This window comes from Microbacterium invictum (assembly GCF_014197265.1).
Taxonomy (GTDB): domain Bacteria; phylum Actinomycetota; class Actinomycetes; order Actinomycetales; family Microbacteriaceae; genus Microbacterium; species Microbacterium invictum.
In genome coordinates, this window is sequence record NZ_JACIFH010000001.1 from 1,545,420 (window position 1) to 1,560,696 (window position 15,277).

Below are 15,277 nucleotides of genomic sequence, written 5' to 3' on the forward strand. Positions count from 1 at the left end.
GGAACCTCCGGTTTCAGGGGATGGATGCCGGGCGTGCGGCGCCCAGCCTGCCGTGGACGGGCACGCGCGCGACGCGCGCGACCATCCAGACGAACAGGGCCACCAGGGCCGCGTTGCGCAGGGTGAGCACCGTGACGGCGACCGGCTCGGGGGTGAGGAGCCCGCCGTACAGCATGGGGTACACGGTCTGGGTCAGCAGGGCGATCGCGCCCGCGAGGGCGGCGGGAGCGAACCAGCGTCGCCGGTCGAACATGATGCCCACCACCAGCGAGGGGATCAGCCAAGAGGCGTACTGGGGCGAGCCGACCTTGTTGCAGACGATGAAACCGGTCACCAGCGCGAGCGACAGCGCCGGGAAAAGCGCCGCGAACCGGGCCCCGCGCACCGCCTGCACGCCGCCGAGGACGGCCACGGCGGTGACCACCGCGACCAGCACCGGGGTCATCGCGGCGATGAGCGGGTCGATGCCGGTGCCGGTCACCTCGAAGGTGAGCAGATCGGGCGAGTAGTAGACCCAGAACCCTTCGATCTCCTGCAGCGCACCCCACATGTAGGGAGTGCTCACGGGCGCTTCGATCTGCAGTCCGCGCGTGCCCTGGTCGGCGATGAACGAGAACAGGTTCGCGCCGCCGCCGGCGAGGATCACGCCGGCCATCGTGAACACGCTGATGAGGACGGCTCCGCCCATCAGCGCCGCCCGGCGGCGGACGGCGATGATCGCGGCGGCGAGGACGGCCGCCGGCCACACCTTGATCCACGTCGCTGCCGCCAGCAGCAGCGCTGCCGCCCAGGGGCGGCCGATCAGCCACAGGCATGCGACGATGACCAACGGCACCGTGAAGCCGTCGAGCCGGTACATGCCGACCGGCCCCAGCAACACCATGTAGCCGAGCCAGAACCACGCGGCCGCCCGGCGCCCGTTTGATCGGGCACGGCCGACCAGCATTGCGAACGCCACGGCGTCGACGGCGGTCACCAGCAGCGCCCAGCCGACCGTGTACCCGGCGATCCACGCGAAGCCGTGCGTGAGCACCATCGGGATCAGCGCGAGCTGCGGATACACCCAGCCCGAGTCGATGCCGACGATGCCGCCGCCGGTCAGTGCCGCCGTCGACCACGGCTCGTACACGCGGTAGACGTCGCCCATCGGCTCGTTGGGCAGGATGAAGCCGAGCACCGCGACCCAGACGTGCGCGACAGCGAAGACGACCCAGAGCACGGCACGCCTTGACATGCCCCCATCCTAAGGAGAGCCTCTCGTCATGCCCCGGCGAGCGCCTCGCCGACGGCGGGCGCGACGTGCTCGGCGATGTCGAGCGCTGTCACCGGTCCCCCCGCATGGGCCGCCGAGGCGCGGCGGGCGGCGGCGCCGTGCAGCACGGCGGCGGTGGCGGCGAGCGGGCCGAGCTGCTCGACGGTGAGCGCGCCGGCCCGGCCCGCGCGTTCCGCTTCCCCACCGGCCGCCTGCTCCGCGGCGGCACCTGCCGCAGCCACGAGGGCCCCGAGGATCCCGCCCAGCACATCACCGGTGCCGGCGGTCGCGAGCCATGCCGTCCCGGCACGCACGGTGCGCGTCCACCCTGCCGGCGTCGCCACCACGGTCTCCGCCCCCTTCAGCAGGACCGTCGCGCCGAGCTCGGCCGCGGTCTCGGCCGCCGACGCCAGGCGGTCGCCCTCGCCGTCGCCGGCCAGTCCGAGCTGCCGGCGCAGCCGCGCGTGCTCGCCGGCGTGCGGCGTCACGACCAGTGGAGCCGCGGCATCCATCGCCAGGTCGAGCGCGCCCGCGTCGACGATCACCGGCAGGGCGCGGCGGAGGATCGCGCGCAGCGCGTCGGTCTCGGCCGGAGTGCGCCTCGCGGCATCCGTCCCCGACCCGATCAGCCACGCCTGCACGCGGCCGTCGACGGTCACCGTCTCGGGGCGGCGGGCCAGCACGAGGCCCGTGGGCCGGTCGGGGCCGAGGTAGCGGACCATGCCGAGCCCCGTCCGCCACGTCGCCTCGACCCCGAGGACCGCGGCGCCGGGGTACGCGTCCGATCCGGTGCGCACGCCGAGCACGCCTCGGGAATACTTGTCGTCGGAGCCGGTTGGCACACGCAGGTGCGCTGCCGCCTGTGCCGCCGTCCATTCGCCGGTGGAGCCCATGGCGCCACCCTAGCGGCGACGCCGTCGCCGCGACACAGAGCCGTCACCGACCCCGGAGCCCACGCATGAGCCTGCTGCTGTCCCCGTTCGACCTCGGCCCGATCACGTTCCGCAACCGGCTGTGGGTGGCGCCGATGTGCCAGTACTCGGCCGTCGAGGGCGTGCCGAACGACTGGCATCATGTGCACCTGGCGCAGTTCGCGTCCGGCGGCGCGGGCCTGGTCATCGCCGAGGCGACCGCCGTGCTGCCCGAGGGCCGCATCTCGCCCGATGACACCGGCCTGTGGAACGACGCCCAGCAGAGCGCATGGGCGCCGATCGCTGCCTCGATCCGCGCGCGCGGGGCCGTCCCCGGCATCCAGCTCGCCCACGCGGGGCGCAAGTCGTCGACGTGGGCCCCGTTCGCCGACGAGCGCGGATCTGTGCCGGCTGATCGGGGCGGGTGGCAGACCGTGGCGCCGTCGGCTGTGGCCTTCGACGGGCTCGCCGCTCCGGTCGCGCTCGACCTCGCCGGCATCGACGCGGTCGTGGCCGCGTTCGGCGAGGCCGCGGCGCGCGCCGTCGCCGCCGGCTTCGAGGTGCTCGAGATCCACGCCGCGCACGGCTACCTGCTGCACCAGTTCCTCTCGCCACTGTCGAACCTGCGGGGCGACCAGTATGGCGGGCCGCTGCACAACCGCGCCCGGCTGCTGCTGCGGGTGATGGATGCCGTGGCTGCCGCCGCCCCGCACGCGACCCTGTTCGTGCGGTTCTCGGGCACCGATTGGGCCGAAGGCGGCTGGGACGAAGCGCAGACCGCGACGGTGGCGGGGTGGGCGGCCGAACGCGGCGCCCGGTTCTTCGACATCTCCAGCGGCGGACTCGTCGCTCACCAGCAGATCACGGTGGGTCCGGGCTACCAGGTGCCCGTCGCCGCCCAAGTGCGCCGTCTCACCGGGCTGCCGGTCAGCGCCGTGGGCGAGATCACCGACGGCGCCCAGGCCGAGCGGATCCTTCAGGCCGGTGAGGCCGACGCCGTCATGGCCGGCCGCGAGTGGCTGCGCGACCCGCACTTCGCGCTGCGCGCGGCAACCGAGCTGGGCGAGACGGATGCCGCGCCGTGGCCGCCGCAGTATCTGCGCGCCCGGCCGCGTCCGGCGCACACGCCGCAGGCCGCCCGATAACCGCGCCCGCCGCGCCGACCGCGCCCGCCGCGCCCACCGCGCCACCGCGCCGACCGCGAGAGAACAACGGGCGGCCGAGAGAACGGGTGTCACCCGTTCTCTCGGCGCCGAACTGTTCTCTCGACACCCAGACGCCCGCCCGCCGCGGGTTAGAACCCGCGACGGGTCGCGTCGTGCACCTCGCCCACGAGCTCTTCGATGATGTCCTCCAAGAACAGCACCGCCGTCGTCTCGCCCTGCGCGTTGCGCACCTGTGCGAGGTGACGGCTCGAGCGCCGCATGAGCGCGAGCGCGTCCTCGAGGTCGGTCGTCTCGGTGATCGGCACCATGTGGTGGATCCGCTTCGGCTTGACCGGCTCGACGGTGACCACCGCGGCATCCGTCCCCTCGGCCGCGCGGAGGATGTCCTTCAGGTGGACATAGCCCAGCGGCGCCCCCTCGTCGTCGACGATCACGTAGCGCGAGAACCCGTGCTTCGCGACCGCGCGCTCGATCTCGTCGGGCGTGGTCGTGGCGGGCAGGGTGACCAGCTGCGAGAGCGGCACCGCGATGTCGGCGGCCTTCTTGTCGGTGAACTCGACGGCCGCGGCCACCGCCCCGGACGCATCGTCGAGAACACCCTCGATGCGCGACTGGTTGACGATCGTGGCGACCTCGTCGAGCGTGTAGGTCGAGGCGGCCTCGTCCTTCGGCTCGACCCCGAACAGCCGCACGATGTGGTTGGAGATCCAGTTGAGCGTCACGATGATCGGGTGGAACAGCTTCGACACCCACACCAGCGGGGTCGCCAGCAGCAGCACTGCCCGGTCGGGCAGCGAGAACGCGAGGTTCTTGGGCACCATCTCGCCGAACACGACGTGCAGGTACGAGACGAGCACGAGCGCGATCGCGAACGCGAGCCCGCTGATCAGCCCTTCGCTCCAGCCGGTGAGTCCCAGCGGCACCGCGATCAGATGGTGGATCGCCGGCTCGGAGACGTTCAGGATCAGCAGCGAGCAGATCGTGATGCCCAGCTGGCTCGTCGCCAGCATGAGCGTCGCGTGCTCCATCGCGTAGAGCGCGGTCTTGGCCGGCTTCGAGCCCGCGTCGGCGAGCGGCTCGATCTGCGACCGCCGCGCCGAGATGACGGCGAACTCCGCACCGACGAAGAAGGCGTTGAAGGCCAGCAGGACCACCAGCCATGCGATTCCGGCCCAGTCGCTCATCGGCGCTCACCCCCATCCGTCTCGTCCGCGTCGGGGTGCGGTACGGGGGTGAAGCGCACGCGGTCCACACGCCTGCCGTCCATGCGCTGCACGGTCAAGGTGCCGTCCACGATCTCGACGGTGTCGTCGACGACCGGGATGCGCTCGAGCACCGACATCAGGTACCCGCCCACGGTGTCGTAGAGATCGTCCTCCGGAACGCGGATGCCGGTACGGTCGAGCAGCTCGTCTGGGCGCAGATCGGCGGGGAAGACCACCCCGTCTGTCAGGCGAACGATGCCCGCCCGAGTGCGGTCGTGCTCGTCGAGCACCTCCCCGACGATCTCCTCCACCAGGTCCTCGAGGGTCACCACGCCGGCGGTGCCGCCGTACTCGTCGACGACGATCGCCATCTGGTAGCCACGTGCCCGCAACTCGGACATGAGCGAGTCGAGGTGCACGGCCTCGGGCACGCGCAGCGGCTCCTCCGCAATCGCGGCCGCCGGCACGTCTGACCGGCGGTCGCGTGGCACACTGACGGCCTGCTTGAGGTGGGCGATGCCGACCATGTCGTCCATCGATTCGCCGTACACCGGGAATCGACTGTGCCCGGTGCGGCGGGCGAGCTGGATGACATCCTCGACGCTGTCACCGGCGGCGATCGCGTGGATACGCGGGCGCGGTGTCATCACATCGGCCGTGCTCAGCCGCGCGAAGGTGAGCGTGCGGTCCAGCAGCGACGCGGTGTCCTGCTCGAGTGAGCCGGCACTGGCCGACCGCCGCACGAGACTGGACAGCTCTTCGGCCGTGCGGGCGCCCGACAGCTCTTCCTTGGGCTCGACGCCCATGGCCCGCAGGATCGCGTTGGCGCTGCCGTTGAGGAGGGCGATGGCCGGACGGAACACCGTCGTGAAGCCGACCTGGAACGGCAGCACGAGCTTGGCCGTCTGCCGCGGGACGGCCAGGGCGAAATTCTTCGGCACCAGTTCGCCGATGATCATCGAGAAGATCGTCGCGATCGAGATCGCGATCACCGTCGCTATGGGACGGACGGCCGACTCCGGCATCCCCCACCCGATCATCAGCGGGCTCAGCAGATTGGAGATCGCCGGCTCCATCGTGTATCCGGTCAGCAGCGTCGTCAGGGTGATGCCCAGCTGTGCGCTGGAAAGGTGGGTCGAGGTGATCCGCAGCGCGCTGATGGTCAGCGCGAGGCGGGACTCGCCCGCGGCCTGTCGGGATTCGAGATCGGCACGGTCGAGGTTGACGAGGGCGAACTCGCTGGCGACGAACAGTCCCGTGCCGATTGTCAGAAGGAGCCCCACGCCCAGCATGACGAAGTCCATCACGCGTCGCCTCCGTTCGTGGAGGCCGCAGGTCGGTGGGGCGAGCGTCTACTACTGGGAGGGTCGTCCATCGTGCCAGAAATCTTACGGCATCCGCCCCCTGTCGAAGCTGCGTGCGACGATGGTCCGATGCAGTGGATCGGACGCGCGGAGTCGGTCGGGGTGCGCCTGCTCGCAGCGCCGGACATCGAGCAGCTGCGGCGGTGGTTCCAGCCCGACCAGGAGTGGCACCGGTGGGACGGCCCGTACTTCGCGAAGATGATCCCGGCCGAGGTGGACACCGCGATGGACCGGCTGGCCACGACCATCGCCGACGGGTCGTACGCCGCCGAACACCCGGTGCGGCGCGCCGCGATCGTGCCTCCGGACGACCCGGGCACCGTCATCGGATCGGTGTCGTGGCACTGGGAATCCGAGGAGTCGGACTGGCGCCGCATGGGCGTCACCGTCTACGACCCGGCCGGGCGCGGGCACGGCGTCGGCACTGCGGCGCTGCGGATCTGGACCGACTACCTGTTCGCCACGACCGACGTGGTGCGCCTGGACTACTCGACGTGGTCGGGCAACACCCGCATGCTCGCCGTCGGTGCCCGGCTGGGCTTCACCGAGGAAGCCCGGTTCCGCGACGCCCGCGAGGTGCGCGGCGCCCGCTACGACTCGGTCGTGATGGGCGTGCTGCGCCGCGAGTGGGAGATGCGCGAGGAGTGACCTCACGCGACCGCGCCCCTTCCCGGCATCCGCGCCACAAATAACCGGCGCGGATGCCGGGAAGTGGCGCCGATGGGCGTGAATGGGACCGCGGGGCGCGACGCACGGGGCGCGGACAGCGGCGCCGGACCCGTTCCACGCGGTATCGGTGCGCCGGCTACGCACCCACCGGCAGGCCGCGTCACCAGCTGACCGGCAGCGCCTTGCCCTCTTCGTAGCCGGCGGCCGACTGCAGGCCGACCAGTGCGCGCTCGTGGAACTCGGGGACGGATGCCGCGCCTGCATACGTGAAGGACGAGCGCACCCCCGACGTGATCATGTCGAGGAGGTCCTCGATGCTCGGCCGCAGCGGGTCGAGGTAGATCTTCGACGACGAGATGCCTTCGGCGAACAGCTCCTTGCGGGCGAGCTCGTACGGGTCGAGACGACCGAAGCGGTCGTGGACGGCCTTGGTCGAGGCCATGCCCCACGACTCCTTGTACACACGGCCCTGCTCGTCGGTCAGAAGAGTGCCGGGAGCCTCGATCGTGCCGGCGAACCACGACCCGATCATGACAGAGGCCGCCCCGGCCGCCAGCGCCAGTGCGACGTCGCGCGGGTAGCGCACGCCACCGTCGGCCCACACATGGGCGCCCGCCTTCGCCGCCGCCTCGGCGGTCTCGAGCACGGCCGAGAACTGCGGCCGTCCGACCGCGGTCATCATGCGGGTCGTGCACATCGCCCCGGGGCCGACGCCGACCTTGATGATCGTGGCGCCGGAGTCGGCGAGGTCGTAGACGCCGTCGGTCGTGACGACGTTGCCGGCAGCGATCGGCAGGCGCAGGTCGAGGGCGGCGATCGTGCGGAGCGCGGCGAGCATGCCTTCCTGGTGTCCGTGCGCGGTGTCGACGACGAGCACGTCGACACCGGCGTCGGCGAGCGCCTGCGCCTTGGACGCGACGTCACCGTTGATGCCCACGGCCGCGGCGACGATGAGACGTCCGTCCGCGTCCACCGCCGGCTCGTACAGCGCCGAGCGCAGTGCGGTCCGGCGCGACAGCGTGCCGACGAGGAACCCGTGGTGGAGGACGCACACCGTCTCCGCGTCGGCGGCGACCATGAGGTCGAAGGCGTGCCGGGCGTCTTCGATGTCATCGGCGTCGATCGACGCCGTGCGCCCGCGGGCGAGGTCGCCCAGCTGCGCGTCCGGCAGGGCGGTGCCCAGTCGGGCCGCCGGCACCACGCCGAGGATCTCGTCGATGTGGACGCGGGAGGCGGATGCCGCGGTGACCACGATGCCGTAGCCGTCGGTGGGCGGCAGCAGGCGCGCGGCATCGGCCACGGTCGCGTGCGGCGGGAGCACGAGCGGGGTGTCCCACGAGACGGGCTGGTCCTTGACCCACCGGATCGCGGCGTCCAGTTCCTGCAGCGGCATGTCCTGCGGCAGCACGCCCAGTCCCCCGCGGCGGGCGAGGGTCGAGGCCAGCCGGGCGCCGGTGACGGAGTTCATGTTGGCGGCCACGAGCGGAATCGTCGTACCCGTCCCGTCGCGCGGCGACAGGTCGACGTCGAGGCGGCTCGAGACCGCCGACCGGCGCGGGACGAGGAACACGTCGGAGTAGGTGAGATCGACCGTGGGCCGGGCGTCGAGGAACTGCATGGACACCACGGTACTCACTGCATCGGCGTTCCTCATCGGGCGCGCTCCGACGATGCAATGCGCACTCTAGCGCCGGGAGTCCGTTCCGCAAACCTGGGATACCCTTGATACACGTGTGCGCGGGACGAGAATCGTGACCCGCGATCTGATCTTCACCGATGAAAGCAGGCGCAACCGTGTCCAGTCCGACGACCGGCGTGGGAACTTCGAGCGACGGCGATTTCGGGGCCAATGAGTGGCTCGTCGCCGAGATGTACGACCAGTACACGAAGGACAAGAACTCGGTCGATCAGGCCTGGTGGCCGATTCTGGAGTCGTATCGCACACAGCAGGCGGCCGGATCGGCGAAGGTGGATGCCACGGCATCCGAACCCCACCCGATGACCGCCCCGATCCCCGTCGTCGGCGCGCAGCCGGTCGCACGCACGACGGCCCGTCCCGCCGCGCCGCAGCCGATCCCGGCGCAGGCGCCGAAGCAGGCCCCCGCCGAGGAGCGTGAGAACGGCGAGGACGTCGTCACCCCGCTGCGTGGGATGACCAAGACCCTCGCGACCAACATGGACGCGTCGCTGACGATCCCGACCGCGACGAGCGTCCGCACCATCCCGGCCAAGCTGATGATCGACAACCGCATCGTCATCAACAACCACATGTCCCGCACCCGCGGCGGCAAGGTCAGCTTCACCCACATGATCGGGTGGGCGCTCATCCAGGCCCTGAAGGTGTTCCCGAGCCAGAACGTGGCCTACGCCGAGGTCGACGGCAAGCCGTCGGTCGTCGCGCCGGCGCATGTGAACCTCGGCATCGCGATCGATCTGCCCAAGCCCGACGGCACCCGCGCGCTGATGGTCCCGGCGATCAAGCACGCCGAGTCGCTGACGTTCAACGAGTACCTCTCCTCCTACGAAGACCTCGTCAAGCGCGCGCGGGCGAACAAGCTCACCGCGGCCGACTTCGCCGGCACCACCATTTCGCTGACCAACCCCGGCGGCATCGGCACGGTCCACTCCGTGCCGCGTCTCATGAAGGGCCAGGGCTGCATCATCGGCGCCGGCGCGCTGGAGTACCCCGCCGAATTCCAGGGGTCCAGCGACAAGACCCTTGTCGAGCTGGGCATCGGCAAGACGATCACTCTGACCAGCACCTACGACCACCGCGTCATCCAGGGCGCCGGCTCGGGCGAGTTCCTCAAGATCGTGCACGAGCTGCTGACCGGTCAGCGCGGCTTCTACGAAGGCATCTTCGCCGCCCTGCGCATCCCCTACGCGCCGATCCACTGGGGCCAGGACATCAACGTCGATCTCGCCGAGCGCGTCGACAAGACCGCCCGCGTGCAGGAGCTCATCAACTCGTTCCGCGTCCGCGGTCATCTGATGGCCGACATCGACCCCCTCGAATACGTGCAGCGTACGCACCCCGACCTCGAGATCGAGTCGCACGGGCTCACCTTCTGGGACCTCGACCGCGAATTCGTCACGAACGGCTTCGGCGGCAAGCGCCAGATGAGGCTGCGCGACATCCTCGGGGTGCTCCGCGACTCGTACTGCCGCACGATCGGCATCGAGTACATGCACATCCAGGACCCGGGCCAGCGCAAATGGTTCCAGGACAACGTCGAGATCAAGTACGAGAAGCCCAGCCACGACGAGCAGCTGCGCATCCTCGCCAAGCTCAACCAGGCCGAGGCGTTCGAGACGTTCCTGCAGACAAAGTACGTCGGCCAGAAGCGCTTCAGCCTCGAGGGCGGCGAATCGCTCGTCCCGCTGCTGGACGAGATCCTGCAGGGCGCCGCCGTCGACGGACTCGACGGCGCCGCGATCGGCATGGCCCACCGTGGGCGCCTCAATGTGCTCACGAACATCGCCGGCAAGACCTACAGCCAGATCTTCCGCGAGTTCGAGGGGTCGGTCGCGATCGGCTCGAAGAGGGGGTCGGGTGACGTGAAGTACCACCTCGGCACCGAGGGCACCTTCGTCGCCGACGGCAAGCAGGAGCTGCCCGTCTACCTCGCGGCCAACCCGTCGCACCTCGAGACCGTCGACGGCGTGCTCGAGGGCATCGTCCGCGCCAAGCAGGACCGCATGCCGATCGGCTCGTTCTCGTGGCTGCCGATCCTCGTGCACGGCGACGCGGCGTTCGCCGGCCAGGGCGTCGTCGTCGAGACCCTGCAGATGTCGCAGCTGCGCGCGTACCGCACCGGCGGCACGATCCACGTCGTCGTGAACAACCAGGTCGGCTTCACGACCCTGCCGCAGGACGGCCGCAGCTCGGTGTACGCGACCGACGTCGCCAAGACCATTCAGGCACCGGTGTTCCACGTGAACGGCGATGACCCCGAGGCAGTGGCGCGCGTGGCCGAGCTGGCGTACAAGTACCGCCAGGAGTTCAAGCGCGACGTCGTCGTCGACCTCATCTGCTACCGCCGCCGCGGTCACAACGAGGGTGACGACCCGTCGATGACCCAGCCGCTGATGACCAACCTGATCGAGGCCAAGCGCTCGGTCCGGCGACTGTACACCGAGTCGCTCGTCGGCCGCGGCGACATCACCGAGGAGGAGTACGAGCAGGCCAAGCGCGACTTCCAGGATCGCCTCGAGATCGCCTTCGCCGAGACGCACGCGGCCGAGACCGGCTCGTCCGGGATCATCACCAGCGCCACCGAGACGACCACGATCGACGTCGCCGTCGGCGAGCCCGAGACCACCGGCATCCCCTCGGAGTCGGTCGGCAAGATCGGCGACGCGTTCGTGAACAAGCCCGAGGGCTTCACGGTGCACGCGAAGCTGCAGCAGCTGCTCGACAAGCGCCGCGACATGAGCCGAGGCGGCAACATCGACTGGGCCTTCGGCGAGCTGCTCGCGTTCGGCTCGCTGCTGATGGAGGGCACCAACGTCCGCCTCGCCGGTCAGGACTCGCGCCGTGGCACGTTCGTGCAGCGGCACGCGGTCATGCACGACCGCGCGAACGGGCAGGAATGGCTGCCGCTCGCGAACCTCATCGAGGGTCAGGGCCGCTTCTACGCCTACGACTCGCTGCTGAGCGAGTACGCGGCGATGGCGTTCGAGTACGGCTACTCGGTCGAGCGCGCGGACACCCTGACGCTGTGGGAGGGCCAGTTCGGCGACTTCGCCAACGGCGCCCAGTCTGTCATCGACGAGTTCATCTCCTCGGCAGACCAGAAATGGGGTCAGCAGTCGAGCGTGGTGCTGCTGCTCCCCCACGGCTACGAGGGCCAGGGCCCCGACCACTCGTCGGGCCGCATCGAGCGCTACCTGCAGATGTGCGCGCAGGACAACATGACCGTCGCCCGGCCGTCGACGCCGGCGTCGTACTTCCACCTGCTGCGCCGCCAGGCGTACGCGCGTCCGCGCCGGCCGCTGATCGTGTTCACGCCCAAGGCCATGCTCCGCCTGCGGGGCGCGACCAGCAGTGTCGACGACTTCGTGAAGGGCCGGTTCGAGCCCGTGCTCGACGACAGCCGCGGCATCGACAAGTCCGCCGTCACCCGCGTGCTCCTGCACGCCGGGAAGATCCACTGGGATCTGAAGAGCGAGCTGGACAAGAATCCGAACCCGGCCATCGCGCTGGTGCGACTCGAGCAGTATTACCCGGCGCCGATCGAGCAGTTGCGCGCCGTGCTCGACACGTACCCGAACGCCGAACTGGCGTGGGTGCAGGATGAGCCCGAGAACCAGGGGGCCTGGCCGTTCATCGCACTCGATGTCGTCCAGCACCTGGGCGAGCGTCCGGTCCGTCGCATCTCACGGGCGGCGGCCGCATCGACGGCGACCGGGTCGGCGAAGGTGCACGCGATCGAGCAGGCCGAGATCCTCGCGCAGGCACTCACGCTGTAGGCGTGCGGCTCCGGCCGCAGGCAGAACGGACGACATGCACGTCGCGCTGCTCGTGAACCCCACAGCGCGCAGCGGTACGGGGATCCCCGCGGCACGCCGCGCGGAGGATCGGCTGCGCGGCCACGGCATCCACACCACGACCCTCGCCGCGGCGAGCGCGGCCGAGTCGTCGCGCCTGCTGCACGCCGTGCTCGATGAGGGAGTGGATGCCGTTCTCGCCGCCGGCGGCGACGGCACCGTCAACCTCGCGATCCAGCAGCTCGCAGGCAGGCCGGTACCGCTCGGCGTCATCCCCATCGGCACCGGCAACGACCTGGCCACCGCGCTGGGGCTGCGCGACCTCGACGCCGAGGGGGCCGCCGATGCGGTGATCGCCGGCGTGACGCGCACGATCGATCTCGCGCGGGTGACCCGTGCGGACGGTTCGATCACGCGCTACGGCACGGTGCTGGCGGCCGGTTTCGACTCGCGGGTCAATGACCGCGCGAACCGGATGCGCTGGCCGCGCGGTCACGCGCGCTACACCATCGCACTGCTGGTCGAATTCGCCACCCTGCACGGCGTCCCGTTCGTCGTCGAGCTCGAACTGGCCGACGGCGGCGTCGAGCGGATCGACCGCGAGCTCATCATGGCGACCGTCGGCAACGGGCGCACGTACGGCGGTGGCATCCCGATCTGCCCGGACGCCGACCTCGAAGACGGTCTGCTCGACGTGACGCTCGTGCGTCCGGCGGGGCGCCTGCATCTCCTGCGCCTGCTGCCGCGGGTGTACAAGGGCACGCACACGACCGTCGACGAGGTGTCGACCTACCGCGTCCGGTCGGTGCGGATCGAGGCGCCGGGCGTCACCGCGTACGCCGACGGCGACCCCCTGGGCGCGCTGCCGCTGCAGGTCGACGTCGAGCCGCGGGCGCTGACGGTGTTCGCCCCCGCGTAGGGCGTGTCAGTGGTGGGTGGCCTGCTCGGCGCGCAGACGGCTCAGCACCTGGTTGCGCAGCTCTTCGGGCGCAGACTCCTTGCACGCGCGCGCGACGACCTCGGTGAGGGTGCGCGCGACCAGCGCCTCCTGCTGACATGTCGGGCAGTTGTCCAAGTGCTCCTTGATGTCGGAATGCTGGGTCTTGCAGACCTCGTTGCGCAGGTACTCCTCGAGGTCCTTCTGCGCCTTGTCGCAGCCGCAATCGCTCATTTCGTGCTCCTTGTGGCGGGCACTTCGATGCCGCGCTCTCGTGCATAGTCCGACAGGAGGTCACGCAGCATTCGCCTGCCACGATGCAGGCGGCTCATGACCGTGCCGATGGGGGTCTTCATGATGTCCGCGATCTCCTGATACGCGAACCCCTCCACGTCGGCGAGATACACCGCCAGACGGAAGTCTTCCGGAATCGACTGCAACGCGTCTTTGACGACGGATGCCGGCATCCGGTCGATCGCCTCGGCTTCGGCCGAGCGTGAGCTCGTCGCCGTCGTGATGGACTCGGCACCGCCGAGCTGCCAGTCCTCGAGCTCGTCGATCGTGCCCTGATACGGCTCACGCTGCTTCTTGCGATACGTGTTGATGTACGTGTTCGTCAAGATCCGGTACAGCCAGGCTTTGAGATTGGTGCCCTGCGTGAACGACGCCCAGGCGGCGAACGCCTTCACGAACGTCTCCTGCACGAGGTCGGCCGCATCGGCCGGGTTGCGCGTCATGCGCATGGCCGCGGCGTACAGCTGATCCATGAAGGGGAGCGCCTGCTCTTCGAACTGTGTGCGCGGGTCGTCGACCGCCTGCTCTTCCATCACGCGCCAGTCTACGTCGGGCAGCGCATCGAGCCCGGGAAGCGTGTCCGCCGTCGCGATCATGACGCTCCTTTCGGCTCAGCTGTCACATACCTTCAGTAGGCTAGGAACCGATGACCACCGCCGGGTATTCCCCTCAGTTCCCCGCCACGGGTGTCGCCTGGCCTGCGCCCGCGGCAGACGCTCCCGTGCACGCCACCGTGACCGTGCCCGGTTCGAAGTCGCTCACCAACCGCGAGCTGGTGCTGGCCGCCCTCGCCGACGGGCCGAGCCTGCTGGTCGCTCCCCTGCATTCCGACGACTCCGACCGCATGATCGGCGCGCTGCGCACGCTCGGCGTGCAGGTCGAGCAGGTCGAGGGTGCGGGCGAGTTCGGCCCCGATCTCGAGGTGACGCCGCCGGCTGCATTCGCCGGCGACACGGTCGTGGACTGCGGCCAGGCCGGCACGGTGATGCGCTTCGTCGCGCCGCTGGCCGGGTACGCCGTCGGGGACGTGACCCTCACCGCAGCCGAGAACGCCCTCCACCGTCCGATGGGCTCGATGATCAAGGGCCTGCGCGAGATCGGCGTGGACATCGACGACGGCGGCAGCTGGACGCTGCCGTTCACCGTCCGCGGGCGTGGGCACATCCGCGGCGGCGAGGTCACCATCGATGCGAGCGCGTCCAGCCAGTTCGTATCGGGTCTGCTGCTGAGCGCGCCCCGGTTCGACGTCGGCCTGCGCCTCACCCACGAGGGCGAGCGGCTGCCCAGTCAGCCCCACATCGACATGACGATCGAAGCGCTCGCGCGCCGCGGGGTGCACGTCGAGCACCCGAACGCGCACGAGTGGGTCGTCCCCGCCGGGCACCTGCGCGGCAAGGAGATCGCCATCGAGCCCGATCTGTCCAACGCGGCGCCGTTCCTGGCATCCGCTCTGGTCACCGGCGGCTCCGTGACCGTGCCGGGCTGGCCGGCGCACTCCACCCAGCCGGGCGGACTGCTCTCCGATATCCTGTCGCTCCTCGGTGCGCGCACGTCGCGCCGCGCCGGCGCCCTCACCGTGACCGGCGGCGACCGCATCGCCGGTGTCGATCTGGACCTGTCGGCGGCCAGCGAGCTCACCCCCGTCCTGTTCGCGCTCGCGGCCTTCGCCGACGCCCCCACGACCCTGCACGGCATCGGCCACATCCGCGGGCACGAGACCGACCGCATCGCGGCGCTCGTGGCGAACCTGCGCGCGCTCGGCGGTCACGCCGAAGAGCTGCCCGACGGCATCCGCGTGGTCCCCCGGCCCCTCCGCGGCGGCGTGTGGCGCGCGTTCGACGATCATCGCATCGCGCAGGCCGGGGCGGTCATCGGACTGGGCGTCCCGGGTGTCGAGATCGACGACATCCGCTCCACCGCGAAGACCATGCCGCAGTTCCCCGAGCTGTGGCGACGGATGCTGGACGGAGACGGGCCGCAGTGACCGGA

12 protein-coding genes are annotated in these 15,277 nt (G+C 70.5%); 5 read left to right on the forward strand and 7 right to left on the reverse strand.

Going from position 1 to position 15,277, the window contains the following annotated elements; translation table 11 throughout:
• Window positions 1-13: 13 nt before the first annotated feature.
• Complete coding sequence (locus BKA10_RS07535) at window positions 14-1,234, reverse strand: glycosyltransferase 87 family protein (protein WP_183499323.1); 1,221 nt, start codon at window positions 1,232-1,234, stop codon at window positions 14-16.
• A gap of 26 nt (window positions 1,235-1,260) precedes the next feature.
• On the reverse strand, window positions 1,261-2,145 hold the full coding sequence (locus tag BKA10_RS07540) for an ADP-dependent NAD(P)H-hydrate dehydratase (protein WP_183499324.1): 885 nt from the start codon (window positions 2,143-2,145) through the stop codon (window positions 1,261-1,263).
• Window positions 2,146-2,210: 65 nt separating this feature from the next.
• Between BKA10_RS07540 and BKA10_RS07545 the strand changes: the two genes are divergently transcribed.
• A complete protein-coding gene (locus tag BKA10_RS07545; protein ID WP_183499325.1) occupies window positions 2,211-3,308 on the forward strand; it encodes an NADH:flavin oxidoreductase/NADH oxidase in 1,098 nt (365 codons plus the stop codon).
• 149 nt (window positions 3,309-3,457) lie between these two features.
• Here the strand turns inward: BKA10_RS07545 and BKA10_RS07550 are convergent, their stop codons facing one another.
• Together BKA10_RS07550 and BKA10_RS07555 are read right to left on the reverse strand one after the other, a co-directional pair.
• Window positions 3,458-4,513 (reverse strand): hemolysin family protein, encoded by a 1,056-nt coding sequence (locus BKA10_RS07550; protein ID WP_183499326.1) that lies wholly within the window; start codon window positions 4,511-4,513, stop codon window positions 3,458-3,460.
• The gene (locus tag BKA10_RS07555; RefSeq protein WP_183501106.1) at window positions 4,510-5,838 is read right to left on the reverse strand and encodes a hemolysin family protein; all 1,329 of its coding nucleotides are present in this window, start codon (window positions 5,836-5,838) and stop codon (window positions 4,510-4,512) included. The genes BKA10_RS07550 and BKA10_RS07555 overlap by 4 nt, the downstream gene beginning before the upstream one ends.
• 129 nt (window positions 5,839-5,967) lie before the next feature.
• On the opposite strand from BKA10_RS07555, the gene BKA10_RS07560 reads away from it, so the two are divergent.
• The gene (locus BKA10_RS07560) at window positions 5,968-6,546 is read left to right on the forward strand and encodes a GNAT family N-acetyltransferase (RefSeq protein ID WP_183499327.1); all 579 of its coding nucleotides are present in this window, start codon (window positions 5,968-5,970) and stop codon (window positions 6,544-6,546) included.
• Window positions 6,547-6,727: 181 nt separating this feature from the next.
• On the opposite strand, the gene guaB1 is transcribed toward BKA10_RS07560, so the two are convergent.
• Complete coding sequence (gene guaB1, locus BKA10_RS07565) at window positions 6,728-8,185, reverse strand: GMP reductase (protein WP_183499328.1); 1,458 nt, start codon at window positions 8,183-8,185, stop codon at window positions 6,728-6,730.
• Window positions 8,186-8,361: 176 nt separating this feature from the next.
• Here guaB1 and BKA10_RS07570 point away from each other — a divergent pair, with 176 nt between their 5' ends.
• Together BKA10_RS07570 and BKA10_RS07575 are read left to right on the forward strand one after the other, a co-directional pair.
• Window positions 8,362-12,039, forward strand: coding sequence for a multifunctional oxoglutarate decarboxylase/oxoglutarate dehydrogenase thiamine pyrophosphate-binding subunit/dihydrolipoyllysine-residue succinyltransferase subunit (locus BKA10_RS07570; RefSeq protein ID WP_183499329.1), 3,678 nt, complete (start codon window positions 8,362-8,364; stop codon window positions 12,037-12,039).
• Between the two features lie 34 nt (window positions 12,040-12,073).
• Entirely contained in the window at window positions 12,074-12,976 is a 903-nt protein-coding gene (locus BKA10_RS07575; protein ID WP_183499330.1) for a diacylglycerol kinase, read from the forward strand.
• Between the two features lie 6 nt (window positions 12,977-12,982).
• Here the strand turns inward: BKA10_RS07575 and BKA10_RS07580 are convergent, their stop codons facing one another.
• Window positions 12,983-13,228, reverse strand: a complete 246-nt coding sequence (locus BKA10_RS07580; RefSeq protein WP_183499331.1) for a zf-HC2 domain-containing protein — start codon at window positions 13,226-13,228, stop codon at window positions 12,983-12,985.
• Window positions 13,225-13,884 carry a sigma-70 family RNA polymerase sigma factor gene (locus tag BKA10_RS07585; protein ID WP_183499332.1) on the reverse strand — a complete coding sequence of 220 codons (660 nt, stop codon included), beginning with the start codon at window positions 13,882-13,884 and terminating at the stop codon, window positions 13,225-13,227. Before BKA10_RS07585 ends, BKA10_RS07580 begins: the two co-directional genes overlap by 4 nt.
• 50 nt (window positions 13,885-13,934) lie before the next feature.
• On the opposite strand from BKA10_RS07585, the gene aroA reads away from it, so the two are divergent.
• The gene (aroA, locus tag BKA10_RS07590) at window positions 13,935-15,272 is read left to right on the forward strand and encodes a 3-phosphoshikimate 1-carboxyvinyltransferase (protein WP_183499333.1); all 1,338 of its coding nucleotides are present in this window, start codon (window positions 13,935-13,937) and stop codon (window positions 15,270-15,272) included.
• Window positions 15,273-15,277 lie beyond the last annotated feature (5 nt).